Source organism: Cellulosimicrobium sp. RS, assembly GCF_046159675.1.
Taxonomy (GTDB): Bacteria; Actinomycetota; Actinomycetes; order Actinomycetales; family Cellulomonadaceae; genus Cellulosimicrobium; species Cellulosimicrobium funkei.
The window spans coordinates 363,168-386,617 of sequence record NZ_JBJXVU010000003.1 but is presented as its reverse complement, the minus strand read 5'-3'; the positions used below and the strand labels follow the sequence as shown (position 1 = coordinate 386,617).

General features: G+C 76.9%; 25 protein-coding genes. 7 read left to right on the top strand and 18 right to left on the bottom strand.

Annotated features, from left to right (window positions below; genetic code table 11):
* Nucleotides 1-91: 91 nt before the first annotated feature.
* From menD to ACI769_RS07300, 5 genes are all read right to left on the bottom strand, one after another.
* On the bottom strand, nucleotides 92-1,978 hold the full coding sequence (gene menD / locus ACI769_RS07320) for a 2-succinyl-5-enolpyruvyl-6-hydroxy-3-cyclohexene-1-carboxylic-acid synthase (protein WP_409141422.1): 1,887 nt from the start codon (nucleotides 1,976-1,978) through the stop codon (nucleotides 92-94).
* Nucleotides 1,975-2,973, bottom strand: a complete 999-nt coding sequence (locus tag ACI769_RS07315; protein ID WP_409141421.1) for an o-succinylbenzoate synthase — start codon at nucleotides 2,971-2,973, stop codon at nucleotides 1,975-1,977. The genes menD and ACI769_RS07315 overlap by 4 nt, the downstream gene beginning before the upstream one ends.
* A gap of 65 nt (nucleotides 2,974-3,038) precedes the next feature.
* On the bottom strand, nucleotides 3,039-3,758 hold the full coding sequence (locus ACI769_RS07310) for a DUF1345 domain-containing protein (protein ID WP_409141420.1): 720 nt from the start codon (nucleotides 3,756-3,758) through the stop codon (nucleotides 3,039-3,041).
* Between the two features lie 34 nt (nucleotides 3,759-3,792).
* Nucleotides 3,793-4,404: a TetR/AcrR family transcriptional regulator gene (locus ACI769_RS07305; protein ID WP_051028633.1), complete on the bottom strand. Its 612-nt coding sequence runs from the start codon at nucleotides 4,402-4,404 to the stop codon at nucleotides 3,793-3,795.
* A 32-nt stretch (nucleotides 4,405-4,436) separates the two neighbouring features.
* A complete protein-coding gene (locus ACI769_RS07300) occupies nucleotides 4,437-5,912 on the bottom strand; it encodes a PLP-dependent aminotransferase family protein (RefSeq protein WP_409141419.1) in 1,476 nt (491 codons plus the stop codon).
* 66 nt (nucleotides 5,913-5,978) lie between these two features.
* On the opposite strand from ACI769_RS07300, the gene ACI769_RS07295 reads away from it, so the two are divergent.
* Nucleotides 5,979-6,908, top strand: a complete 930-nt coding sequence (locus ACI769_RS07295; RefSeq protein ID WP_137281583.1) for a DMT family transporter — start codon at nucleotides 5,979-5,981, stop codon at nucleotides 6,906-6,908.
* Between the two features lie 23 nt (nucleotides 6,909-6,931).
* Entirely contained in the window at nucleotides 6,932-7,939 is a 1,008-nt protein-coding gene (locus ACI769_RS07290) for a 1,4-dihydroxy-2-naphthoyl-CoA synthase (protein ID WP_409141431.1), read from the top strand.
* A gap of 9 nt (nucleotides 7,940-7,948) precedes the next feature.
* Here ACI769_RS07290 and ACI769_RS07285 read toward each other — a convergent pair whose 3' ends face one another.
* Complete coding sequence (locus tag ACI769_RS07285; protein WP_085388438.1) at nucleotides 7,949-8,206, bottom strand: hypothetical protein; 258 nt, start codon at nucleotides 8,204-8,206, stop codon at nucleotides 7,949-7,951.
* Between the two features lie 130 nt (nucleotides 8,207-8,336).
* Nucleotides 8,337-9,407, bottom strand: coding sequence for a DUF3048 domain-containing protein (locus ACI769_RS07280; RefSeq protein ID WP_409141418.1), 1,071 nt, complete (start codon nucleotides 9,405-9,407; stop codon nucleotides 8,337-8,339).
* A 95-nt stretch (nucleotides 9,408-9,502) separates the two neighbouring features.
* Between ACI769_RS07280 and ACI769_RS07275 the strand changes: the two genes are divergently transcribed.
* Entirely contained in the window at nucleotides 9,503-10,816 is a 1,314-nt protein-coding gene (locus ACI769_RS07275) for an AMP-binding protein (protein ID WP_085388439.1), read from the top strand.
* A gap of 80 nt (nucleotides 10,817-10,896) precedes the next feature.
* Nucleotides 10,897-11,766 carry a 1,4-dihydroxy-2-naphthoate polyprenyltransferase gene (locus tag ACI769_RS07270; RefSeq protein WP_043660717.1) on the top strand — a complete coding sequence of 290 codons (870 nt, stop codon included), beginning with the start codon at nucleotides 10,897-10,899 and terminating at the stop codon, nucleotides 11,764-11,766.
* An 85-nt stretch (nucleotides 11,767-11,851) separates the two neighbouring features.
* Here ACI769_RS07270 and ACI769_RS07265 read toward each other — a convergent pair whose 3' ends face one another.
* Nucleotides 11,852-12,232 carry a DUF4229 domain-containing protein gene (locus tag ACI769_RS07265; protein ID WP_085388440.1) on the bottom strand — a complete coding sequence of 127 codons (381 nt, stop codon included), beginning with the start codon at nucleotides 12,230-12,232 and terminating at the stop codon, nucleotides 11,852-11,854.
* 31 nt (nucleotides 12,233-12,263) lie between these two features.
* On the opposite strand from ACI769_RS07265, the gene ACI769_RS07260 reads away from it, so the two are divergent.
* A complete protein-coding gene (locus ACI769_RS07260) occupies nucleotides 12,264-12,728 on the top strand; it encodes a PLD nuclease N-terminal domain-containing protein (RefSeq protein WP_085388441.1) in 465 nt (154 codons plus the stop codon).
* Between the two features lie 266 nt (nucleotides 12,729-12,994).
* Here ACI769_RS07260 and ccsB read toward each other — a convergent pair whose 3' ends face one another.
* The 6 genes from ccsB to ACI769_RS07230 all read right to left on the bottom strand — a co-directional run bounded on the left by ccsB (nucleotide 12,995) and on the right by ACI769_RS07230 (nucleotide 18,864).
* Nucleotides 12,995-14,026 carry a c-type cytochrome biogenesis protein CcsB gene (gene ccsB, locus ACI769_RS07255; protein ID WP_085388442.1) on the bottom strand — a complete coding sequence of 344 codons (1,032 nt, stop codon included), beginning with the start codon at nucleotides 14,024-14,026 and terminating at the stop codon, nucleotides 12,995-12,997.
* On the bottom strand, nucleotides 14,023-15,954 hold the full coding sequence (locus tag ACI769_RS07250) for a cytochrome c biogenesis protein ResB (protein WP_085388443.1): 1,932 nt from the start codon (nucleotides 15,952-15,954) through the stop codon (nucleotides 14,023-14,025). Before ACI769_RS07250 ends, ccsB begins: the two co-directional genes overlap by 4 nt.
* Nucleotide 15,955: 1 nt before the next feature.
* Complete coding sequence (locus ACI769_RS07245) at nucleotides 15,956-16,750, bottom strand: cytochrome c biogenesis CcdA family protein (protein ID WP_085388850.1); 795 nt, start codon at nucleotides 16,748-16,750, stop codon at nucleotides 15,956-15,958.
* Between the two features lie 56 nt (nucleotides 16,751-16,806).
* Nucleotides 16,807-17,382, bottom strand: coding sequence for a TlpA disulfide reductase family protein (locus tag ACI769_RS07240; RefSeq protein WP_085388852.1), 576 nt, complete (start codon nucleotides 17,380-17,382; stop codon nucleotides 16,807-16,809).
* Between the two features lie 211 nt (nucleotides 17,383-17,593).
* On the bottom strand, nucleotides 17,594-18,265 hold the full coding sequence (locus ACI769_RS07235) for a histidine phosphatase family protein (RefSeq protein ID WP_043655743.1): 672 nt from the start codon (nucleotides 18,263-18,265) through the stop codon (nucleotides 17,594-17,596).
* A 71-nt stretch (nucleotides 18,266-18,336) separates the two neighbouring features.
* Nucleotides 18,337-18,864 (bottom strand): MarR family winged helix-turn-helix transcriptional regulator, encoded by a 528-nt coding sequence (locus tag ACI769_RS07230; RefSeq protein ID WP_082774794.1) that lies wholly within the window; start codon nucleotides 18,862-18,864, stop codon nucleotides 18,337-18,339.
* Between the two features lie 164 nt (nucleotides 18,865-19,028).
* On the opposite strand from ACI769_RS07230, the gene ACI769_RS07225 reads away from it, so the two are divergent.
* The gene (locus tag ACI769_RS07225) at nucleotides 19,029-19,580 is read left to right on the top strand and encodes a YceI family protein (RefSeq protein ID WP_043655749.1); all 552 of its coding nucleotides are present in this window, start codon (nucleotides 19,029-19,031) and stop codon (nucleotides 19,578-19,580) included.
* A 120-nt stretch (nucleotides 19,581-19,700) separates the two neighbouring features.
* On the opposite strand, the gene ACI769_RS07220 is transcribed toward ACI769_RS07225, so the two are convergent.
* Both ACI769_RS07220 and ACI769_RS07215 read right to left on the bottom strand, forming a co-directional pair.
* Nucleotides 19,701-20,375, bottom strand: coding sequence for a redox-sensing transcriptional repressor Rex (locus ACI769_RS07220; RefSeq protein ID WP_021482510.1), 675 nt, complete (start codon nucleotides 20,373-20,375; stop codon nucleotides 19,701-19,703).
* A gap of 56 nt (nucleotides 20,376-20,431) precedes the next feature.
* The gene (locus ACI769_RS07215) at nucleotides 20,432-20,722 is read right to left on the bottom strand and encodes a glutaredoxin family protein (protein WP_232322615.1); all 291 of its coding nucleotides are present in this window, start codon (nucleotides 20,720-20,722) and stop codon (nucleotides 20,432-20,434) included.
* 49 nt (nucleotides 20,723-20,771) lie between these two features.
* Between ACI769_RS07215 and ACI769_RS07210 the strand changes: the two genes are divergently transcribed.
* Nucleotides 20,772-21,644 carry an HAD family phosphatase gene (locus ACI769_RS07210; protein ID WP_076403236.1) on the top strand — a complete coding sequence of 291 codons (873 nt, stop codon included), beginning with the start codon at nucleotides 20,772-20,774 and terminating at the stop codon, nucleotides 21,642-21,644.
* Between the two features lie 94 nt (nucleotides 21,645-21,738).
* Here ACI769_RS07210 and ACI769_RS07205 read toward each other — a convergent pair whose 3' ends face one another.
* Both ACI769_RS07205 and ACI769_RS07200 read right to left on the bottom strand, forming a co-directional pair.
* A complete protein-coding gene (locus ACI769_RS07205) occupies nucleotides 21,739-21,837 on the bottom strand; it encodes a 30S ribosomal protein bS22 (RefSeq protein ID WP_003792170.1) in 99 nt (32 codons plus the stop codon).
* A 185-nt stretch (nucleotides 21,838-22,022) separates the two neighbouring features.
* Nucleotides 22,023-23,249, bottom strand: coding sequence for an acetoin utilization protein AcuC (locus ACI769_RS07200; protein WP_085388444.1), 1,227 nt, complete (start codon nucleotides 23,247-23,249; stop codon nucleotides 22,023-22,025).
* Nucleotides 23,250-23,450 lie beyond the last annotated feature (201 nt).

Here is a 23,450-nt window from a genome sequence, read left to right as displayed (position 1 = left end):
GGCCTCCTTCTTCTGCCCACTACTTCACACCGCCGCGCTTGAACGACGCTTGAACGAACCTGGGAGTCTGCTGCGAGTTTTTCCGCGCCCCTCAGCCGCCCGAGGACAGAACCGCGCGCACCGCCGCCCGGACGTCGTCCGCCAGGACCAGGCCGTCGCGACGGCGGTCCGCACGCCCGACACGCACCTCGAGGACCTGGACGCCGTGGCTCGGTGCCGCGAGCGCGTGCCGCAGCGAGGGGACGTCCTGGACGAGCTGGTGGTCCACCCCGTACCCCGCGCACAGCGGCGCGAGGTGCGCGCCGTGCGGCGTCGCGAAGACGCGCTCGAACGTGCGGCGCGCGCCCTCGGACGACTCCCCCAGCGCCCCGGGCTCGAGCCCCGCGAAGATCGCGCCGCCGTCGTCGTTCACGACGACGAGCTGGAGGTCCGCGTGCGGCTCGTCGGGTCCGCGCAGCAGCCCGCCGACGTCGTGGAGGAAGGTGAGGTCGCCGAGCAGCGCGCGGGTGCGCCGGTGGCCACGACCCGTCGCGAGGGCCGCGCCGAGCGCCGTCGACACGGTCCCGTCGATGCCCGCGAGCCCGCGGTTGGCGAGCACGCGCGGGCCGGGCCCGTCGAGGCCGAGCACGAGGCCCAGGTCGCGCACGGGGCTCGACGAGCCGGCGACGAGCAGGTCGTCCGGGCCGCCCGCCGCGGCGACCGCGCGCGCGACGCTCGGCCCGTCGGTCCGGGCCCCGTCGGTCGCCGCCGCGACGACGGCCGTCGCCGCGGCCGACGCCGCCTGCCAGCGCTCGGCCCAGCCCGTGGCGGACGCGGGCTCGAGCCACCCCGCGGGCACCACGGGGAGCACGGTGGAGGCGTTGCGCGCGGCGTCGGGCCAGGGGCGCGAGCCCGGCGCCACGACGGTCACCGCGACGTCCCCGCGCCCGAGCAGCCGCTGCACCGGCCGCGAGAGCGTGGGCCGCCCCAGCACGACGACGTGCTCCACGTCGTCCACGAGCGCGTCGACCCCGAGCACGAGCGGGTGCGCGACGACGAGACGCCGACCGCCCGCCGCCCCGGACGACGGCTCGGCGAGCAGCGGCCAACCGCGCGCCTCGGCGAGGTCGCGCGCGACGGGGCCCGCGCCGTCGCCCGCGACGACGACCGTCCGCTCGCCGGGCACCGGCAGCGCGACGGGGGCGACCGGCGTGCCGAGCGGCTCCGTGACGTCGCCCGGCGCGACGGCGGTCGGCACGGCCGCGGGGGCGGCCGGCACGACGACGACCGGGCGGACACCCGGGAGGTCCGGATCGAGGGCGGCGGGGGCGGTGGGCCCAGCGAGCGCGGCAGCGGGAGGAGTGCCGGGCAGGCCGACGGGCACGAGCGGCTCGCGGTAGGCGAGGTCGAGGTGCACAGGACCGGGGTGCCCCGAGCGTGCGCCCACGGCCTCGGCGAGCGCGCGCGCCGCGACGGCGAGGAGGTCGCGGACCTCGCCCGGGCGGCCGTCGGGCGCCGGGACGTCCGCGGCGAACCGCGTCGCGGGGCCGAAGATCCCGGCCTGGTGGGTCGTCTGGTTCGCGCCCGTGCCGCGCAGCTCGTGCGGCCGGTCGGCGGTGAGGAGCACGAGCGGGACGCCCGTGTGGTGCGCCTCGAGCACCGCGGGGTGCAGGTTCGCGACGGCCGTCCCCGACGTCGTGACGACCGCGACGGGCCGGGGCAGCGCGACGCCGCCGCGCACGAGCGGCCCCGCGCCGCGCGAGAGCCCGACGGCGAGGAACCCGGCCGCACGCTCGTCGACGCGCACGTGCAGCGTGAGGTGGCCGAGGTCGGCCGCCGCCGCGAGCGCGTACGCGAGCGGAGCGCTGCGCGACCCGGGGGCGAGCACGACGTCCGCGACGCCCTCGAGCGCGAGGCGGTGCACGAGCGCGAACGCGCTGCGCACCGCGGGCGGCTGGGCGTGCAGGCCGTCGAGCAGCGGGTCGAGGGCGGCGCTCATCGCACGCTCCCGGCGGCCACGAGGCCGGCGACGCGGTCGAGCCGCGCGCGCCACCGCCGGTCGGTGCCCGGGTCGGGCGCGGTCGCCGCGAGCGCCTCCGCGCTCGGCGCGGGGCGGGCCACCGGCAGGGCCCCGTCGACGGGCACGAGCGGCGCGGCCACGACGTCGGCGGCGAACAGGTTCACGGTCGCGAGGCCGCACGCGTACGGCAGCGCGGGGAGCGCGGCGGCGAGCGCGACGCCCGCGGCGATGCCGACCGACGACTCGAGCGCCGACGACACGACGACGGGCAGCCGCACCTGCTCGGCGAGATCGAGGCACGCGCGCACGCCGCCGAGCGGCTGCACCTTGAGCACCACGACGTCGGCCGCGTCCGCGCGCACGACGGCGAGCGGGTCCTCGGCGCGCCGGATCGACTCGTCCGCGGCGACGGGCACGGCGGTGTCGCCGCGCTGGCCGCGCCGCACGGCCGCGAGACCGGCCACGTCGGGGCACGGCTGCTCGACGTACTCGAGGCCGCCCGCCGCGCGGTCGAGGTGCGGGAGGCGGCGCAGCGCCTCCTCGGGCTCCCAGGCGCCGTTCGCGTCGACGCGCACCCGACCGCCCGGGCCGAGCGCGTCGCGCACGGCCTCGAGGCGCGCGACCTCGGCTCTGAGGGGTTCGAGCGCGCCGTCGGGCCCGCGCTGCGCGACCTTGACCTTGGCGGTGCGGCACCCGCCGGACGCGGCGACGAGCTCCCGGGCGCGGTCCGGTCCGACCGCCGGGACGGTGACGTTCACGGGGACCCGGTCGCGGACGGGGGCGGGCCAGCCGTCGTCGGCCGCCTCGCGCGCGGCGCGCAGCCAGGACGCGGACTCGGCGTCGTCGTAGTCCCAGAAGGGCGAGAACTCGCCCCAGCCGGCGTCTCCGCGCAGGAGGACGCCGTCGCGCGCGTCGAGCCCGCGGAACCGGGTGGTGAGTCGGGTGCGGTAGACGACGGCGCGGGAGTCGGGCACGCGTCCAGGCTATGCCACGCGTCGTCGTCGGCCCGCGGCACGGGCACGGCCGCGGCGGGCGGCGCTCACGCGTTGACGAGCACCACGACGACGAGCGCGACGATCACGGCGTTGAACGCGAACGCGACGACGGCGTGTGTCGTGACCATCCGGCGCGTGACGGGGTCGAGCACCGTGACGTCGGCGGTCGAGAAGGTCGTGCTCACGCCCGCGGCGAGGTACACGTAGTCGGCGTAGGCGCGCGGTCCCTCGCCGGGGAACGCGAACCCGAGGCCGTCGCCGGCCGCGACGTCGCGGCGCGCGTAGTGCACGGAGTGGGACACGAGCACCGCGACCCACGACACGACGATGACCGCGACGCCGAGCACGGTCAGCGCGGGGGCCGCGGCCCACGCGACGCCCTGCGCGAGCGCGAACCCGACGAGCAGCGCCATGACCGCGAACTGGACGGACCACGCCGTCGACCCGCCGCCGAGGAGCAGCGTGCGGCCGCGGCCGCGCCCGTCGGGGTGCGCGCGCAGCAGGGCCCGCTCGAGCTCGGGGCCGCGGCGCCCGGCGAACGCGACGCACGTCAGCGTGCACGAGAGCCCGGCGAGCACGACCCACACGAGGAGGCCCGCCGCAACGGGCACGGTGCGGTCGTCGAGGCCGAGCGGGCCCTCCGCGAGGAGCACGACGACCGGACCGGTCACGAGCGCGACGACGGTCGAGACGAGGGTCCGGGTGGTCTCGGGGACGAGGCGGTCGCGCAGGGCGGGTCGGGCGGTGGACGGGCGTCGGGTCATGGGCCGCGAGGCTACCCGGCGGCGGCGCCCGACCTCAGCGCGGTCCGGGTGCCACGAGCTCGCCGACGAGGCGGACCGCGAGCGCTCGCACGTCGCGGCCCTCGCTCAGCGCGCTCACGGCGGCGCCGTCGACGACCGCGACGAGGAGCGACGCCGCGACGTGGCCGAGGCCCCGCACGGCGAGGAGCTGCGCGACGGCGTCGTCCAGCCCCTGCCGACCCTTCCCGTAGGCCCGGGCGAGCGCCGGGTAGCGGCCCGCGCCGACGAGGTGCTCGTAGAAGCCCCGCAGCTCGCTCTCCCCGCCGGGCGGCAGGACGGCGTCGACGAGGACGCGCGCGTCCTCCCGGGCCCGGTCCCCGCCGCGCGCCGCGCGCTCCGCGGCGCCGTGCGCGTGCTCCGCCCACCCGGTGACGATGAGCTCGCCGGCCGCGCCCATGAGGTCGTCGAGGCCGGTGAAGTAGTAGGTGGTGGCCGCGAGCGGGACGTCGGCGCGCGTCGCGACGGCGCGGTGGGTCACCGCCGCGGGGCCGTCCTGGAGGATGAGGTCCGCGGCGGCGCGGACGATCGCGTCCCGGCGCGCGACACCGCGCGCCTGGCGCCGCGGTGCGGGTCGTCGGTCGGCGGTCTCGGTCGGCGTCGTCCCCACCCGCACACCGTAGGGCACCGGCCGCGCGCTCGTCAGGCGGGCAGGCGTCCCGCGCCCGCCGCCCGCAGCGCGTCGACGATGCGCGCGACGTCGGGCTCGCGCACGCGCGCCGTGCCGACGACCACGCCGTGCTCGGTCGGCTCGGCGCGCTCGACGCCCGTCCCGCTCAGCGGCTCGACGGGGACGCCGGCCGCGCGCAGCCCGTCGACCGCCGCGTCCTCGGCCGCCGGGCCGGGGAGCGGGACGACAAGGTGGAGACCCGCCGCGACGCCCCCGACCGTGACGCCGGGCAGGGCCTCGCCGAGCGCGGCGAGCAGCGCGCGGCGCCGCCGCTGGTAGACGACCCGGGCCCGGCGCAGGTGCCGCTGGTACGCGCCCGAGCCGAGGAGCGCCGCGAGCGCCGCCTGCTCGGGGACGGACGTGCCGAGGTCGGCGTGGCGCTTGGCCTCGACGAGCGGCCCGACGACGCGCGGTGGCGCGACGACCCAGCCGAGCCGCAGCGCGGGCGACAGGAGCTTGGAGACGGACCCGAGGAGCACGACCCGCTCGGGGGCCAGGGGCTGCACCGACGCCACGGGCCGACGGTCGTAGCGCAGCTCGGCGTCGTAGTCGTCCTCGAGCACGAGGCGGTTCCCCGCGGCGGCCCACGCGAGCAGCGCACGACGGCGCGCCGGGGCGAGCACGACGCCGAGCGGGAACTGGTGCGCGGGCGTCACGAGCGCGGCGCGCGCGTCCTCGGGGAGCAGGTCGGTCCGCAGCCCGTCGGCGTCGACGGGCACGCCTGCGGGCCGGGTCCCCGCGTCGCGCAGGAGCTCGAGCGCGCCCCGCGACGACGGGTCCTCGACGGCGACCGTGACGGGCCCTGCCCCTGCCCCTGGCCCTGACCCCGGCCCGGGCGCCACCCGGCCCGCGGCGAGCAGCCGTGCGAGCAGCGCGAGCGCCTGGGCGACACCGCTCACCACGACGACGTCGTCCGCGGTCACGTGCGCGCCGCGGCTGCGGCGCAGGTGCTCCGCGAGCGCCTCGCGCAGCGCGGGCAGGCCCTGGGGGTCCGGGTAGCCGAGGTCGGCGTCCGCGAGCCCGCGGACGCCGTCGCGGACCGCGCGCGCCCACGCCGCCCGGGGGAACAGCGCCGGGTCCGGGGTCCCGACGCTCACGGGCCGGGGGCCCGCCGTGCCGTGCCGGGTGCTCCCGGTCCCCGGGCCCCGCGCGGGCGGTGCCCCTCGGGGGGACGGCGCCGCGGGGAGCGCCGCGACGACGACGCCCGACCGCGGCCGGGACACGAGCAGCCCCTCGCCCACGAGCACGTCGACCGCCGTCGTCACCGTGCCGCGCGAGAGCCCGAGCGCGACGGCGGCGTCCCGGCCCGACGGCAGGACCGTGCCCGCCGCGACCCGCCCCTCGACGACCGCCGCGCGCAGGCCGTCCTGCAGCCAGCGGCCGACGTCGCGCGCGGGGCGCGGGCCGAGCACGAGCAGGAGGGCCTCGGGCGCGAGCCGGGTCGTCATCTGGCCCAGTGAACCAGGCACGACCTGGCCCTGCACCCTGGTCCACGACGCTCCTACCGTCGAGGCATGACACCCGCACCCGAGCGTCCCGGCAGCCCGCGGACCGGCGACCTGCGCTGCGCCGCGGGCATGGCGATCGTCGGCTCGTCGTTCGTCGCGTCCGCCGCCCTCGCCGGGTTCCCGGTGCTGGGCGGCCAGGCCGCGCGCTACGCCGTCGCCGCGCTCGTCCTGCTCGCCGTCCTCGCCGTGCGCCGGGTCCCCTGGGTGCTGCCCTCACCCCGCGCGCTCGGGCGCCTGACCGCGCTCGCGGCCACGGGGCTCGTCGGCTTCAGCGTCCTCGTCGTCGAGAGCGCGGGCCGCGCCGACCCGTCGCTCGTCGGGGCCGTCGTGGGCGCCTCGCCCGTCGTCCTCGCGGCCGCGGGGGCGCTGCGGGCCCGACGGCTCGCGGTCCGCACCCTCGCGGCCGCCGTCGTGGTGACCGCCGGGGTCGTGGTCGTCGAGGGCGGCGGCGCGGGCGACCCCGTCGGCGTCGCGCTCGCGCTCGGCGCGCTCGCGTGCGAGGTGTGCTTCTCGCTCCTCGCCGTCCCCCTCCTGCCGACGCTCGGCGCGCTGCGCGTGTCCGCCTACGCGTGCGTCCTCGCCGTGCCGCAGCTCGCCGTGCTCGGGCTGGTGCGGCAGCAGGTGTCGGGGAGCCCGTTCCTCGCGGTGCCCGACGGCGCCGAGCTCGCCGCGCTCGCGTACCTCGCCGTCGTCGTCACGGCCGTCGCGTTCCTCCTCTGGTACTCCGGCCTCGCGACGATCGGGCCCACGCGCGCCGGGCTGTTCGCGGGCCTGCTGCCCGTGGCGGCGCTCGTCGCGTCGGTCGTGCTCGGGTTCGAGGAGCCGACCGCGCGGTCGGTCGTCGGGACGCTCGTCGTCGGGGCGGGGCTCGTGCTCGGCCTCGCCCCGGCGCGCGCACGCCGCCCGCTCGCGCACCGGCTACCGTGGCGGGCGTGAGCAGCACCGACCCCACCCCCGCCGTGCCCGACGACGCGAGCCGCGCCCCCGCCCGCCGGGAGCACGCCCTCCCCCGCCAGGTCTCCGAGACGTTCGACCCGGGCGCCTGGCGCGAGGTCGACGGCTTCGAGGCGCTCACCGACCTCACCTACCACCGCGGCGTCGAGCGCGACGCCGACGGCGCCGTCGTGCGGGACCTGCCCGTGGTCCGCGTCGCGTTCGACCGGCCCGAGGTGCGCAACGCGTTCCGGCCCCACACCGTGGACGAGCTGTACCGCGTCCTCGACCACGCGCGCATGACGTCCGACGTCGGGACCGTGCTCCTCACGGGCAACGGGCCCTCGCCCAAGGACGGCGGGTGGGCGTTCTGCTCGGGCGGCGACCAGCGCATCCGCGGGCGCTCCGGGTACCAGTACACGACCGCGCCCGACGGCGGCGGCGACGTGCACACGCGCGACGCCGTCGACCCGGGCCGCGCGGGGCGCCTGCACATCCTCGAGGTGCAGCGGCTCATCCGGACGATGCCGAAGGTCGTGGTCGCGGTCGTCAACGGCTGGGCCGCGGGCGGCGGGCACTCGTTGCACGTCGTCGCGGACCTGTCGATCGCGAGCCGCGAGCACGCGCGGTTCAAGCAGACCGACGCGAACGTCGGGTCGTTCGACGGTGGCTACGGCTCGGCGTACCTCGCACGGCAGGTGGGCCAGAAGCGCGCGCGGGAGATCTTCTTCCTCGCGCGGGAGTACTCCGCGCAGGACGCGTACGCGTGGGGCGCGGTCAACGAGGTCGCGGACCACGCGGACCTGGAAGCGCTCGCGATCGAGTACGCGCGGGTGATCGCGACGAAGTCGCCGCAGGCGATCCGGATGCTGAAGTTCGCGTTCAACCTCGCGGACGACGGGCTCATGGGGCAGCAGGTCTTCGCGGGCGAGGCCACGCGGCTGGCGTACATGACGGACGAGGCCGTCGAGGGCCGCGACGCGTTCCTCGAGCGGCGCGACCCGGACTGGGGACGCTTCGGCTACGCGTTCTGACGAGCCGGCTCAGGAGCCGCCGACGAGGCTCGTCAGCATCTCGATGAGGCCGCGCCCGACGAACGCCGCCGCGACGGCGAGGCCGAACAGGAGCCCGACGGAGACGACGACCGGGGCGGCCGAGCGGGCGACGCCGGGCTCGTCGTCGCGCGACGCACGCGGCGCGTACGAAGGCGGGAGCGGGGTCTGGTCCGCGCGCTGCGGGGCGTCCTCGGAGGGGGTGCGGGGCTGGGACGGGTGGACGGGGTGCGGGACGACGGTTGCCATGACTCCACGGTGCCGCCCGGGACCCCTCGGCGCGTCGGCCCCGCGGCTCGACCTGTGCGGCGGGCGGTCCCCCTCGGGGCGGAGCGGACGTACGCCGTGGGGAGGACGTCGTCCGCCCGACGGCGGAGGGTCAGCCCACCGTCCAGCTCCCGGACCCCGTGGGCACGAGCTCGATCCAGGACGCGCCCGGCTCGAGCTCGACGGGTGCGCCGTCGGCGCCGCTGAGCACGAGCGGGGCCTCGACGCCCTCCTTGGACCACGTCACCGCGACCTGCTTGCCGCCGCTCGCGACGACGCCCTCGCCCGTCCCGACGAGCTGCGTCTCGGGGACCGGCACCCCCGCCGGATCCTTGAACGGCGTGTCCACCATCGGCGCGGCGAGCAGCACGACGTTCGTCGCCGACAGCCGCACCTCGTCCGCGGAGACGGCCGGGCGGTCGCCCTCGCTGCGCACGTAGCGGCCCTCGCCGCCGTCCCACTCCCACACCGCGCGGCTCGCGTGCGTGAGGCGCACGTCGAGCCGGGTGGCCGCGGCGCCCGCGACCGTCGCGGTCGCCGTCCCGGGCTCGCGCGCGAACACGAGCTGCGCGGGCGGCGGGGACGTGCGGTCGTCGTCGGCCTGGGCCCAGAACGCCTCGGGGCTGCCGTACACGTTGTGCGGGGCGCGCCGCGCGCGCGTGGTCGTGAAGCCGTCGTCGCCCTCGTCCATGACGACCGACTGGACGCCCGCGGCACCCACGGCGTCGATGAACGGCTGCTGCCCGCCGGTGTACGCGAGGACGCCGTGCAGCGGCGCGACGATCGCCGGGTCCATGGGCCGCACCGAGCGGACGGGGCCCACGCTCTCGGGCACCTGCGAGTGGTAGACGGCGACGAAGCGCGTGATGCCGCCCTCGACCACCTCCTCCCACACGACGTCCGCCTGCTCGAGCCCGGTCTGCGGGCGCGCCTGGGGCGCGTTCTCGATCTTCACCGCGAGCGCCGGCCGGTCCGCGACCTCGTCGGCCGCGACGCCCGTGAGCGGCCACACGAGGGGGACGTCCGGTGTCGGGGGCACCCCCTTGGTGCCCGACGCGTCCGGCTCGATCGTCGTGGTGCTCGGCGCCGTCGGCTCGCCCGCGCACCCGGCGAGCGCGACCACCGCCGCCACCAGGACCGCGGCGAGCGCGCTCCCCCGGACTCCTCGTCCCGTCCTCGTCACCCTCGACCTCCCGACGGCCCGGGGCCCCTGCCCGTGCCGGCACCACGACGGACCTGTGTCCTCGGCCACGGTACGACCCGACCTAGGCTGATCCGGTGAACCGCGCCGTCGTCCCCGCCGATCTGGACGCCCTCGTCGCGGCGGTCGGGGCCGCGCTCGACGGCGACGGCCCGCCCGTCGCGCCCGTCCCGCTGCTCCCCCGCCCCCCGGGCTCCGGACCGGCCGCGGGCGACGTCCCCGCGGGCACCGCGCTCGTGCTGCGCACGTCGGGCTCGACGGGCGCGCCCCGGGAGGTGCTGCTCGGCGCCGACGCCCTGCGCGCGTCGGGCGCCGCGACGCACGAGCGGCTGGGCGGCCCGGGACACTGGCTCCTCACGCTGCCCCCGACGCACGTCGCGGGGGTGCAGGTCGTCGCGCGGGCCCACGCCGCGGGGCGGGGCCTCACGGTCGCGCCCGCGGGCGAGCCCTTCACCCCCGGCGGGTTCGCGGCGCTCGTCGCCCGCGCCCCGCGCGGCGAGCGGCGGTACGTCTCGCTCGTCCCGACCCAGCTCCACCGCCTCGTCGAGGCGGCCGACGCCGGGTCCGCCGACGGCGCCGCAGGACTCGACGCGCTCCGCTCGCTCGACGCCGTGCTCCTCGGCGGTGCCGCGACGCCGCCCGCGCTGCTGCGCCGCGCGCGGTCCGCGGGAGCGCGCGTCGTCACCACGTACGGCATGACGGAGACGTGCGGCGGCTGCGTGTACGACGGCGTCCCCCTCCCGGGCGCGCGCGTCCGGCTGGTCCCGGCGGGCGACGCCGAGGGCGAGGGGGCGGGCGTCGTCGAGCTCTCCGGCCCGTTCCTCGCGCACGGCTACCTCGGGGAGCCGGACGGGACCGCGGCCGCGTTCCGCACCGACGACGACGGCACGCGCTGGTTCCGCACGAGCGACCTCGGGCGGCTCGACGGCCCCGCGGACGCGCCGGTGCTCACCGTCCTCGGCCGCGCGGACGACGTGATCGTCTCGGGCGGCGTGAACGTCGCCCCGGCGGCTGTCGAGGCCGTGGTCGGCGAGGTCGGGGGCGTCGGGGAGGCGTGCGTCGTCGGGGTGCCGCACCCCGAGTGGGGCCAGGAGGTCGTCGCGGTCGTCACGCTGGCGGGCGCGCAGCGCGACGACGGTGCCGCGTCGGGCACGGCGGGCACGGCGGGCACGGCGGGCACGGCGGGCACGGCGGGCGCCGGGGGCGTGACGAGCGCCCCGCCCGAGCTCGTCGCCGCCGTGCGGGGCCGCGTCGCGGATAGGCTGGAGCGGGCGGCCGCACCCCGCCGCGTGCTCGTCGTCCCGGACCTCCCCCGGCGCGGGCCCGGCAAGGTGGACCGCGCCGCGGTGGCCCGGATCGCCGTCGGGCACGGGCGCACCCTGCCCGGCTGAGCCGGCCGGACCACCCCGGGCACGACCGAGCAGCACGACCCGAGACGCACGACCGAGACGCACGACCGAGACGGAGCACCATGGCCAGCACCACCCAGTGGGTCGCGGGCGCACGCCCGCGCACCCTCCCTGCCGCCGCGACGCCCGTCATCGTGGGTTCCGGCGCCGCGGCCCAGGTGGACGGGTTCGCGTTCTGGCCCGCGCTGCTCGCCCTCGGGGTCGCGCTCGCGCTCCAGGTCGGCGTGAACTACGCCAACGACTACTCGGACGGCGTGCGCGGCACCGACCTCGACCGCGTCGGCCCGCTGCGGCTCACCGCGTCCGGGCTCGCGCGGCCCGCGCAGGTGCGCGCCGCGGCGTTCGCCGCGTTCGGTGTCGCGGGCGTCCTGGGGCTCGTCCTCTGCGCGGTCACGGGCCACTGGTGGCTCCTGGCGGTCGGCGCCGTCGCGATCCTCGCCGCCTGGTACTACACGGGCGGGCGCAACCCCTACGGCTACCGCGGCCTCGGCGAGGTCGGGGTGTTCGTGTTCTTCGGCCTCGTCGCGACGCTCGGCACCACGTACACGCAGGCCGGGGTGGTCACGTGGCCGTCCGCGGTCGGCGCGGTCGCCGTCGGGCTGCTCGCGTGCGCGATCCTCATGGTCAACAACATCCGCGACATCCCGACCGACGTCGTCGCGGGCAAGCGCACGCTCGCGGTGCGGCTCGGCGACTTCCGGGCGCGCCGCGCCTACGTCGCGATGATCTGGGTGCCGCTCCTGCTGGCGGTGGTGTGCGCGTTCGCGTCGCCGTGGGCGCTCGGCACGCTCGTGCTCCTGCTGCCCGCCGCGCTCCTCACCGTCCCGGTGGTCGCGGGCGCGCGCGGTCCGCTGCTCGTCCCGGTGCTCGCGGGCACCGGCCTGTTCGAGCTCGGCTACGGCGTCCTGCTGGGGGTCGGGCTGGCGCTCTGAGCGTGGGCCCGCTCGGGGCCGGCGGGCTCCGGGCGGGCCGGCTCTGGGCGGGCGGGATCGGCCGGACCGGCTCCGGCGTCCCCGGTCAGCGCGCCGGGGAGGCTCCCGGGCGGCCGGTCGCGTCGGCTTCTGCCTCGGCCTCGGGGCGGGACGTCCCGTCCGCTGCGGCGGGGTCCGTGGACCCGGCGGCAGCCGCGGCGTCGTCGACGGCCGCGTCCTCGGCAGCCGCGTCGTCCTCGATCTCCCGGGAGAACCGCTCGCCCGTGCGGGCGCGGTGCTCGGCCCGGGCGGCGAGGTAGCGCGAGGCCGCCTCGCGGGGCTTGCTCAGCGTCAGGTACGACAGCATGAGCGCGACGGCGGCCGCGACGAGCACGAGCAGCCAGCCGCGCAGGCCGGCGAACCAGAGGGCGCCGAGCGCCACCGCGAAGAGGAGCAGACGCAGGACGGAGTAGACGACGACAGGCACGACTCCAGGGTACGGCCCGTAGGCTGGAGCCATGCTCCGCGTCCTGCTCCCGCTGCTCGCCGTCGGTCTCGCCGTCTACGCGCTCGTCGACCTCGCCTCGAGCGACGAGGACGAACGCGGCGGCATCCCCAAGGGGCTGTGGGTCGTGCTCATCATCCTCCTGCCGTTCCTCGGCCCCATCGCGTGGATCCTCGTCAAGCGCTCGGCGTCGCGGTCCGGGACGCGCTCCCGCCCCGCCGGCCGCCCCGGCCCCGGCTCGGCCCCCGGGGGCACGCGGCGTCGGCGCAACGCGCCCGTCGCGCCCGACGACGACCCCGAGTTCCTCTGGCGGCTCGAGCAGCAGCAGCGCCGCCAGGCACGCGACGACTCCCCGGCACCCGCCGACGACGCTCCGGCCACGGACGCGACGCCCGGGGACGAGCGCACCGACGACGGCGACGCGCGCCGCCCCGGCGCGAGCAACCCCTCGGAGGACGGCGACGACGCGACGCGCTGAGGCGCCCGGCGCGACTTGAGGCTCCCGCGACGACGAGGCTCGCACCGCCGAGTCCGCGACACCACGACGCTCGCACCGCCCAGCCCGCAGCACCACGAGGCTCGCACCACCCAGCCCGCAGCACCACGAGGCTCGCACCACCCAGCCCGCAGCACCACGAGGCTCGCGCCACCCAGCCCGCAGCATGACGAAGGGGGCCGCCGTCCGATCGGACGGCGGCCCCCTTCGTCGTGCCGCGCCGCGTCGTGGTGCTGCGCAGCGGTGGGTCAGTCGCCCGGGTTGAGGCCCGAGTACGAGTGCTTGCCGTTGAACAGCAGGTTGACGCCGGTGAAGTTGAAGAGCACGCACGCGTAGCCGACGATCACGAAGTACGCCGCGCGGCGGCCGGACCACCCGCGGGTCGTGCGCGCGTGCAGGTAGGCCGCGTAGACGATCCAGACGACGAAGCTCCAGACCTCCTTGGGGTCCCAGCCCCAGTAGCGGCCCCACGCGTGCTCGGCCCAGATCGCCCCGCCGATGATCGTGAACGTCCACAGCACGAACGCCACCGCGTTGAGCCGGAAGCTCAGGGCCTCGAGCTGGAGAGCGCCCGGCGTCGAGTCGAGCCAGCGCCACCCGCGGGCCCCGACAAACGCGTTGCCCGAGTCGCGCGAGTCGCGCAGGAGCTGGAGCACCGAGGTGACGAACGCGACGGTGAAGATGCCCGTCGCGATGATCGCGACCCCGACGTGGATGACGAGCCAGTAGGACTGGAGCGCCGGCTGCACGCCCGTCGCGACGACGAAGAACGCGTTCTGGGCGAGCACGAGGAACAGGACCGACAGCCCCGTGACGAACGAGCCCAGGAAGCGCACGTCGCGCTTGAGGGAGACGGCGAGGAACGCCGCGAGCGCGACGAACGTGCCCACGAGCGTGAACTCGTACATGTTGGCCCAGGGGGTGCGCCCGGCCGCGACCCCGCGCGTGACGATCGCGACGAGCAGCAGCGCGGTACCGAGCCACGTCAGCGAGACGCCGATGTTCGCGGCCTTGCGCGACGGCGGCGCGGCGTCCGCCGGGTCCGCGTCGGCGGCGTCCGTCGTGCCGGGCCCGTACGGGGAGGCCGACGAGGCACCCGCGGCGGTGAGCACCTCGGCGCGGTCCGCGGAGCGCTCGCGCGCCCCGGCCCGGGCGTCGGCACGCTCGAGGTCCGCGCGGCCCGCGAGGCGCGCGAGGTCGATCGCGAACGCGACGAGCGCGACGGTCAGCGCGGTCGCTGCGGCCCAGACGAGGTCCTGGCTCAGCTCGGCGAGGGTCATCGGTCAGCCTTTCGTGCGCGGTCGCGCGAGGTCGGGTCCTGTGCGGGACGCCCGGTGGGGCGGGTGCCGTCCGCCGGGGCACGCCCCGGCGACGAGGTGAGGTCGCCCTCGTCCGATGGTGCCACGCCCGGGAGCGCGGCGAGAAGCGAGTCGACCTCGCCCTGCAGCCCGGCGTCGTCGCCCCGGGCGAGCCCCGCGACGGCGACGACGGTCCGCTCGCGCGGGGCGTCGTCGTCGCCCGTGCCGGGCACCTCCTCGCGCCACGCGCGCACCCAGACGCGGCGGCGGGGCGTGAAGAGGGAGACGGCGAGGCCCAGCAGGGCGCCGAGCGAGAAGACGAGCACCCACGTCAGCGACGGGTCGTGCCGCAGGTCGAGGGCCACGTAGCGCGGCAGGGAGTCGAACGTGATGGTGCCGAGCCCGTCGGGGAGGTCGACGGTCTCGCCGGGCGCGACGAGGATCTTCACGCGCTCGCCGTCCTCGTCGACCGACGGCGTGAGGTCGTCGGTGTCGAGGCGGTAGACGTTCTGGGGCAGGCCCTCGTCGAGGCCCAGGTCGCCCCGGTACACCTCGAGCACGAGGAGCGGGTTGATGGGCTGCGGGTAGATCGAGGCCGCCGTCTCGCCGTCCTCGCTGATCTCGGCCGTCGGCAGGAAGTACCCGACGAGGCCGATCTGGTCGAGGCCGTCCGAGACGTCGGGCACCTTGATGACGCCGCGCGACGTGTACATCGTGTCCTCCGGGAGGAACGGCACGCGGCCCGAGAACGCGGTCTCGCCGTCGGCGTCGCGCACCGTCACCTCGGGCGCGAACCCGTTGCCCTGGAGGTAGATCTTCGCGCCGCCCGCGGTGAGCGGGTGGTTGACCTTGATGGTCTCCTCGTGATGGGCGCCGTCGGGGTCGCGCACCGTGACGAACGCCGTGAAGTCGCGCGACTGGGCGAACGCGGCGGCGTCGGCCGCGAACTCCGACTCGAACGCGTCGAGCGTCATGGAGAACGGGACGAGCGACGACGGGCGGAACCAGGCGCCGTTCTCGAACGTGTCGTAGTCGACGACCGCGTTCGCGAACCCGCGGCCCTCGGTGACGATGGCCTGGCCGCGGTAGTGCAGGAGCTGGCCGGTCGCGACCGCGACGAGCAGCCCGACGAGGGACAGGTGGAACAGCAGGTTCCCGGTCTCGCGCAGGTACCCGCGCTCCGCGGAGACCGTCCGCGCGGCGGGCCGGGCGGCGGCGCGTCCGCGGGCGGGCGTCGCGTCCTCGGCGCCGGTGTCGACGCGGAAGGTCGGGAGCCAGGACAGGCGTCCGCGCAGGTGCGTGCTCGCCGCCTCGACGACCTCGTCGGGCGTCGCGTCCGTGACGGCGCGGCCCTGCGCGGGGAACCGGTCGAAGCGGCGGGGCGTGCGCGGCGGGCGGGAGCGCAGCGCCTGCAGGTGCGCCTTCGTCCGCGGCAGGATGCACCCGACGAGCGAGACGAACAGCAGGATGTAGATCGCCGAGAACCACACCGACGCGTAGACGTCGAAGAAGCCGAGACGGTCGAGCCACTCCCCCGTGGTGGGGTTCTCCTGGAGGTAGCGCAGCACCGCCGCCGGGTCCTGCGGGCGCTGCGGCAGGACCGAGCCGGGCACCGCGGCGACCGCGAGCAGCATGAGGAGCATGAGCGCGACGCGCATGCTCGTGAGCTGGCGCCACGTCCAGCGCAGCGCACCGCGCCACCCGAGCGACGGGAGCGCCGGGCCGCCGTCGCCTCCCGCGCCGCCCTTCCCGCCCGACGGCGTCCGCTCCCCCGGGCCGTCGCCCGCGGAGAACGCGTCGTCGATGCCCTCGGGGCGGTAGCCCGTCCGCACGGTCGTGCCGGCCTTCTCGGCCTTCTCGGCCTGCTCGGCCTGCTCGCTGTTCCCGGGCTCCCCGGTCCGCCGGCTCATCTCACACCACCGTCACGTATCCGCCGATCCAGCCCTGCAGCGACGTCGTCCACGTCGTCCACAGGCCCGTGACCAGCGCCAGACCGATGAGCACCAGCAGCCCGCCGCCGATCCGCATGATCGCGAGACGGTGCCGGCGCAGGAACCCGAGCATGCGCTGCGAGCTCTGCAGCCCCAGCGCGATGAGGAGGAAGGGCACGCCCAGCCCGAGGCAGTACGCGACGCCGAGGATCGCGCCGCGCCCCGCCGACGCCTCGCTGAGCGACAGCGCCTGGACGGCAACGAGCGTCGGGCCGAGGCACGGGGTCCAGCCGAGGCCGAACACGATGCCGAGCAGGGGCGCCCCCCACAGCCCGGCCTGCGGGCTCACGTGCAGGCGCCGCTCGCGCTGGAGGAAGGGCAGGGAGCCGAGGAACGCGAAGCCCATGAGGATGACGACCACGCCGAGCACGCGCGTGATGACGTCCTCCCAGCGGACCAGGTGCACGCCGATCGCGCCCGCCGCGAACATGAGCGCCACGAACACGAGCGTGAACCCGGCGACGAACAGCCCGACCCCCGCGAGCACGCGGCCCCGGCTCGGTGCCGCGACCCGGGTGGCCGTCGTCGTGCCCCCGGACGCCTTGCCCCCGCTGCCGGTGGTGGCCGCGGCCATGCCCGAGACGTAGCCGACGTACCCCGGCACGAGCGGCAGCACGCACGGGGACGCGAACGAGACGAGGCCCGCGATGACCGCGACGGGCACCGCGAGCAGCATCGAGCCGCTCCACACGGTCGTCGCGAAGGTGTCGCCGATGCTCGACGCGGCGGCCGCGGGGACCGCGGCGGCGAGGGGCGTGAGGACGGGCACGGTCAGCCCTCGGCGAGGACGTCGTCGACCAGGGCGGTGAGCGTCGAGCCCTCGACGAGCCCGATGACGCGCGCCGCGACGCGGCCCTCGCGGTCGAGCACGACGGTGGACGGCACGGCCTGGAGCGGGACGGTGCCCGAGAGCGCCGCGACGACCTCGCCGGAACGGTCGTCGATCGACGGGTAGGGGACGTCGAACCGGCGCTGGAACGCCTGGGCGGCGCCCGCCTCGTCGGTCGTGTTGATCCCGAGCACCTGCACGCCGTCGTCGGCGCGGTCGTTGGCGAGCGCCACGAGGTCGGGCGCCTCGGCCCGGCACGGCGCGCACGCCGCGTACCAGGTGTTGAGCACGACGACGTCCCCGAGCCACGCGCTCGTGTCGACCTGCTCGCCCTCGTAGTCCGTGCCCGTGAGCGCGACGACGTCGCCGCGCTCGTCGGCGTCCCACGTGCGGACCGACCCGTCGCCCGAGACGAAGCCCTGCCCCACGACGTCGGTCGAGGCGCCGGAGTCCTGCGCGCACGCCGCGAGACCGAGGGCCGCGGCGAGCACGACGGCGCCCGTCAGCGCACGGCGCACGGGTCGCCGACGCGACGGCAGGGCAGCGGCCCGCGCCTCGACGGAGAGGGGGCGCGCGGCACGCGCGCGCGAGTCGGCGGTCACGACGGCATCACGGGACGCACCCTGCCCGCGCTTCCTGAACGGGACCTGAGAGACGTGACCTCCGCCACGCCCGAACCGTGCAGTTCGGACGCGACGGCCGTGGCGACAGCGCTGGACATGACCGACGTCACGCCCCGGAGACGGTCGCCGCGCCCGGGAGGAGGTCCGCGACCGGCTCGGTGTAGTGGAGGCCGACCAGGCGGTCGTCCTCGAAGTGCAGCGACGTGAGCGACGCGAGCGAGCACTCGCGCTTGCGCGGGTCGTGCCAGAGCCGGCGGTTCTCGAAGCTCAGGCGCGTGAGCCACACCGGGAGCTGGTGGCTGACGAGCAGCGCCTCGTGCCCGGCCGCCTTGTCCCGCGCGTCGGCGACGGCGGCCCGCATGCGCGCGACCTGCTCCACGTACGGCTCGCCCCACGAGGGGCGGAACGGGTTCCACAGGTAGGGCCAGTGCTGCGGGTGCCGCAGCGAGCCGTCCCCGACGCCGAAGGTCTTGCCCTCGAAGTGGTTCGCGGCCTCGATGAGCCGCTCGTCCGTGCCCAGCTCGAGCCCGAACGCCTCGGCGGCAGGCGTCGCGGTCTCCTGCGCGCGCTGCAGCGGCGAGGCCACGACGACCGTGAGGTCGGCGCGGGGGCGCGACGTGCCGTCGGGCCCGGGCTCGCCCGCGAGGTGCGCGGCGACGCGGCGGGCCATCTCGTGGCCGCGCTCGGAGAGGTGGTAGCCGGGGATCCGGCCGTAGAGGACGCCGTCGGGGTTGTGGACCTCGCCGTGGCGCAGGAGGTGGACGATGGTGGAGACCATGCCCACCAGTGTCCCGCACTCGGGGCGAGCGCACGCCACCGCGAGCCGGTGCGACGGGCCGGGACGGGTGGTCAGGCGTCGCGGTCGGCCTTGCACGCCTCCGCGACGGCCGCCATCGCCTCGCCCAGCGCCCGGAACTGCTCCGGCGTGAGCACGTCGACCAGGTACCGGCGCACGGCCGCCACGTGGGCGGGCGCCGACGCGACGAGCACGCGGTAGCCCTCGCTCGTCATCGCGCAGTTCACGCCCCGACGGTCGCCCGAGCTCGCGGAGCGCCGGACCAGTCCGCGCGCCTCCATGCGCGCGACGGTGTGCGTCACGCGGCTGCGCGAGCGGGCGAGCCCGTCCGCGAGCGCCGACATGCGCAGGGTGTGGTCGGGGCTCTCGGAGAGACGCACGAGCAGCTCGTACTCGTTGAGCGACACCTCGGACCGTTCCTCGTGGTCCCGGCCGAGCGCCTCGATGAAGCGCACGGTCCCGTCGAGGTACGCGCGCCACAGGCGCTGCTGCTCCGCGTCGAGCCAGCGCGGCTCGGCGGCGGGGGCTGCGGGGGTGCGGACGGTGCTCGCCGTCGGGGTGTCGACGTCGTTGCGGGTCATGGGTCCTCGGCGGTGCGGGGGCGGTCGGGGGCGTGGGGGCGTCGCGAACATTGTTCCACCCCACGGGAATAGACGGACCGAGGGGTGCTGTTGATACGCTCGTTCCGAAGTTGAACGTTCAACCACTTGGTCCGCCCGGACCCCGACCACCCGCAGGAGCACCCATGGCCTCGTCGCTGCCCGCCGGCCTCACGACCGGTACCTACGCCCTCGACGCGTCGCACTCGCAGGCGTCGTTCACCGTCCGCCACGCCGGGATCTCGAAGGTCCGCGGCACCCTCGCGATCACCGACGGCACGATCACCGTCGGCGACGACCTCGAGTCGACGTCCGTGACCGCCCAGCTCGACGCCGCGTCCGTGAGCACGGGCGACGAGAACCGCGACAACCACCTGCGCAGCGCCGACTTCTGGGACGCGGAGAACAAGCCGACGTGGACGTTCACGTCGACGCGCATCACGGGCGACGGCGACGACTACGTCGTGGCCGGCGACCTGACGATCAACGGCGTCACCAAGCCGGTCGAGCTCGAGACGGAGTTCGCGGGCACCGCGACCGACCCGTTCGGCAACCCGCGCGCCGGCTTCGAGGCGACCACCGAGATCTCGCGCAAGGAGTTCGGCCTCACCTGGAACGCCGCGCTCGAGACCGGCGGGGTGCTCGTCGGCGACAAGATCAAGATCGCGCTCGACGTCTCGGCCATCAAGCAGGCCTGACCGTCGTCCCGGGCACGTCCCGGGCGAGACCGGCACCCTCCGGCAGGGGAGCCGCCCCGAGGGGCCGCGTGCACCGGCACGCGGCCCTTCGTCGTCCCCGGGTCCGGACGCCGGGGCCGCTCAGCGCTCCTGCGACGCCGCGAGGGCGCGGGCCTGCGAGTGGAACGCGAGGATCTGCAGCTCGCTGCCGACGTCGACGCCGCGCACGTCGACGTCCGCCGGGACCTGGAGCGCACGCGGCGCGAAGTTGAGGATCTCGCGCACCCCCGCCGCGACCACGCGGTCCGCGACCGCCTGCGCGTGCGCCGCGGGCGTCGCGAGGACGACGATCGACACCTTCTCGCGCTCCACGACCTCCTCGAGCGCGTCGACGTGCTCGACGACGAGGCCCGCGGCCCGCGTCCCGACGACGTCCGGCGACGCGTCGAGGAGCGCCGCCACGTGGAAGCCGCGCTGCTCGTAGCCCGAGTAGTTCGCGAGCGCGTGCCCCAGGTTGCCGATCCCGACGATCGCGATGCGGTGCTCGTCGACGAGGCCCAGGGCCTCGGTGATGTACTGCGCGAGCGAGTCGACGTCGTAGCCCACGCCGCGCGTGCCGAACGAGCCGAGGAACGACAGGTCCTTGCGCAGCTGGGCCGGGCCCACGCCGGACAGCTCCGCGAGCTCGACCGACGACGTCGTCCCGACGCCCCGCGCCACGAGGTCCCGCAGCGCGCGCAGGTAGGACGGGAGCCGCGCCACCGTCGCGCTCGGGATCCCCGGCGCCGTCACCTCACCGACTACCTGCTCAGCCACCGTCACTCCGTCGTCCAGGGACCGTCCTCGTCGACGGTCACGCTCCACGGGAGGAATCATCCCAGGTCCGCGCGCGGCGCCGAAATCCGGGCCACCGCACGCGCCAGCCGGCGCGCGTCCACGCGCCAGAACCCCTGCTGCACCCCGCCGACCGTGACGACCGGCACGTACTCGCCGTACTGCTCGCGCAGGGCCGGGTCCGTGCCCGGCGCGTCCAGGTCGACCTCCGCCCACGCGACGCCCGCCTCGGCGCACACGGCCTCGACGACCGTCCGCGCGTCGTCGCACAGGTGACAGCCCGCGCGGCCGAACAGCAGGACGGGGGCGGGGGCGTCGGAGGTGCTCACGCCTCCCAGGGTACGAGGCCCCGGCAGGCCGACCGCCTAGAGTGGAGGCATGGCGACGTCTCCCGGCCCGGGCCCCGACCCGACCTCCCGGCCGACGCTCCCCGAGGAGGCGCCCGCGCGCGCGCCCGGGCCGCCGCACCGCACCGCCGCGTTCTTCGACGTCGACAACACGATCATCCGCGGCGCCTCGTCGTTCCACCTCGCGCGCGCCCTGTACCAGCGCGAGTTCTTCTCGACGCTCGACATCGTGCGCTTCGCCGTGCACCAGGCCCGGTACCTCGTGTTCGGCGAGAACAAGCAGCAGATCGACCGCATCCGGTCGCGCGCGCTCGCGCTCATCGCGGGGCGCTCCGTCGCCGAGGTCACCGCGATCGGCGAGGAGGTCTACGACACCGTCCTGTCGCTGCGCATCTACCCCGGCACGCGCCGCCTGCTCGACGAGCACCTCGCCGCCGGGCACCAGGTGTGGCTCGTCTCCGCGACCCCCGTCGAGATCGGCGAGCTCATCGCGCGCCGGCTCGGGACGACGGGCGCACTCGGCACCGTCGCGGAGCACGAGGACGGCTTCTACACGGGACGGCTCGTCGGCGACATGATGCACGGCCGCGCGAAGGCTGCCGGGGTGCGGGCGCTCGCCGAGCGCGAGGACATCGACCTCGAGGCGTCGTACGCGTACGGCGACTCGCTCAACGACGTCACGATGATGGAGGCCGTGGGGCACCCGTGCCCCATCAACCCGGACGCCCGCCTGCGCCGCCACGCGCAGGACGTCGGCTGGCCCATCCGCGAGTTCCGCGGGCGCCGCCGCCGCGTCGCCCGCAGCAGCGTCCGCACCGCGAGCTGGGCCGGCGCCGCCTGGGCCGCCGCGCTCGTCCTGCGCTCGGTGCGCCGCGCCGTCGACCGGCGCATCGCCCGCCTCTGACCCCGCCCGGGCCGCGCCCGGAGACGCGTCGAGCCCGGTCCCTCGGGAGGGACCGGGCTCGACGACGGGTCGGCGCGTCAGGACGCGCGCGACGTCACTTCTTGTTGCGACGCTGGTGACGCGTCTTGCGAAGCAGCTTGCGGTGCTTCTTCTTGGCCATGCGCTTGCGGCGCTTCTTGATGACGGAGCCCATACGGTCCTCGCAATGCTCGAGCGGCGTGTCGGTCGGCGACCGGTCGACCGGCCGCGGGTGGTCCACGGTTGATCGGGGCCCCGGCGACCACGAGGGCGCCGCAAGCCGACCAACACGAGAGAAATCCGCCCCCTAGCCTACCCGCTCGCGCCCGTGCCCCGGTACGCGACCGGTCGCGGGGCGTCTCAGTCGAAGTGCGCGTCGAGGCCCAGCAGCGGGAAGACGGCCCGGCGCGTGGCCGCGACGGCGCGGTCGACGTCGTCGTCCGGGTCGTACCCGCTGCTCCACCGCCGGACCTCGACCTCGGGCCCGAACGCGAGCGGCGCGTCGAACCCGGCGACCTCCGCCACGCGCTCGCGCCACTCCGCGGGCAGGGGCACGCCCGCGGTGACGGGCCGGTGCACGACCTCCCCCACGACGGCCGACCACACGAGCGGCACGACGCGCGCGATCGCGTACCCGCCCCCGCCGAGCGCGAGCCACCGCCCGTCGGTCAGCTCGTGCGCGAGCCCGTGCATCCAGGTGGCGGCCGTGCGCTGCGCGTCGACGGACACGTCGAGGTCGGACAACGGGTCCTCGCCGTGCGCGTCGCACCCGTGCTGGGTGACGAGCACCTCGGGACGGAACGCGCGCAGCACGGGCGGCACGACGGCGTCGACCGCGCGCAGCCAGCGGGCGCCGTCGGTGCGGCGCGGGAGCGCGACGTTGACCGCCGTCCCCTCGGCGCCGGGGCCCCCGAGGTCGGTCGGGTGGCCCGTCCCGGGGAAGAGCGTCGCGCCGCTCTGGTGGACGGAGACGGTGAGGACGCGCGGGTCGTCCCAGAACGCCTCCTCGACGCCGTCGCCGTGGTGGGCGTCGAGGTCGACGTACGCGACGCGCTCGACGCCGTCGTCGAGCAGGCGCCGGATCGCGACGGCCGCGTCGTTGTAGACGCAGAAGCCCGACGCCGCGCCCGCCTTCGCGTGGTGCATGCCGCCCGCGACGTTCACCGCGTGCCGGGTGCGACCCGCCGCGATCTCGCCCGCCGCCTCGTACGAGCCCGCGACGATCCGCGCGGCGGCCTCGTGCATCCCGCGGAAGACCGGGTCGTCCTCGGTGCCGAGGCCGCGGGCCGGGTCGGGCGTGCCGTGCTCCGACGCCGCGCGCACCGCCGCGACGTACGCGGGCTCGTGCACGAGCTCGAGCACGTCGTCGGGCGCGGGCTCGGGCCGCACGACCCGCAGGTCCGCGTCGTCGTCGAGCAGGCCGAGGGCGCGCACGAGCCCCATCGTCAGGTCGAGCCGGGCCGGCGCCATGGGGTGGCCGGGACCGAAGTCGTAGCCGAGGAGCTCGGGGCTCCACACGACGCAGGCTCCGGGCGCCGCAGCCGCCCCGGTCGGGGCGGGCGACGACGTCGGGTCGGTCGTGGGCATGGCTCACGGTAACGCCCGACGGCGCGCCCCCGCCCCACCGACCGCGCGCCGGACCACGCAGGGCCGCCGGTCCGGGCGTTCCGCCGGGTCTCCACGAGCCCCGGTGCGGCGTCCGGGCCCGCGACCGGGCATGATGTCCCGGCGCCGGAGCGGCGACATGACGGGCCACCGGGCCCGTGGCAGAGTGGCGCGAGTGGTGAG

Coding starts and splice junctions, on each gene's coding strand:
- menD (WP_409141422.1), bottom strand. CDS start 1,978: ATGAGCGCCGCCCTCGACCCGCTGCTCGACGGCCTGCACGCCCAGCCG.
- ACI769_RS07310 (WP_409141420.1), bottom strand. CDS start 3,758: ATGACCCGACGCCCGTCCACCGCCCGACCCGCCCTGCGCGACCGCCTC.
- ACI769_RS07300 (WP_409141419.1), bottom strand. CDS start 5,912: ATGACGACCCGGCTCGCGCCCGAGGCCCTCCTGCTCGTGCTCGGCCCG.
- ACI769_RS07295 (WP_137281583.1), top strand. CDS start 5,979: ATGACACCCGCACCCGAGCGTCCCGGCAGCCCGCGGACCGGCGACCTG.
- ACI769_RS07285 (WP_085388438.1), bottom strand. CDS start 8,206: ATGGCAACCGTCGTCCCGCACCCCGTCCACCCGTCCCAGCCCCGCACC.
- ACI769_RS07270 (WP_043660717.1), top strand. CDS start 10,897: ATGGCCAGCACCACCCAGTGGGTCGCGGGCGCACGCCCGCGCACCCTC.
- ACI769_RS07260 (WP_085388441.1), top strand. CDS start 12,264: ATGCTCCGCGTCCTGCTCCCGCTGCTCGCCGTCGGTCTCGCCGTCTAC.
- ccsB (WP_085388442.1), bottom strand. CDS start 14,026: ATGACCCTCGCCGAGCTGAGCCAGGACCTCGTCTGGGCCGCAGCGACC.
- ACI769_RS07250 (WP_085388443.1), bottom strand. CDS start 15,954: ATGAGCCGGCGGACCGGGGAGCCCGGGAACAGCGAGCAGGCCGAGCAG.
- ACI769_RS07235 (WP_043655743.1), bottom strand. CDS start 18,265: ATGGTCTCCACCATCGTCCACCTCCTGCGCCACGGCGAGGTCCACAAC.
- ACI769_RS07230 (WP_082774794.1), bottom strand. CDS start 18,864: ATGACCCGCAACGACGTCGACACCCCGACGGCGAGCACCGTCCGCACC.
- ACI769_RS07225 (WP_043655749.1), top strand. CDS start 19,029: ATGGCCTCGTCGCTGCCCGCCGGCCTCACGACCGGTACCTACGCCCTC.
- ACI769_RS07210 (WP_076403236.1), top strand. CDS start 20,772: ATGGCGACGTCTCCCGGCCCGGGCCCCGACCCGACCTCCCGGCCGACG.
- ACI769_RS07205 (WP_003792170.1), bottom strand. CDS start 21,837: ATGGGCTCCGTCATCAAGAAGCGCCGCAAGCGCATGGCCAAGAAGAAG.
- ACI769_RS07200 (WP_085388444.1), bottom strand. CDS start 23,249: ATGCCCACGACCGACCCGACGTCGTCGCCCGCCCCGACCGGGGCGGCT.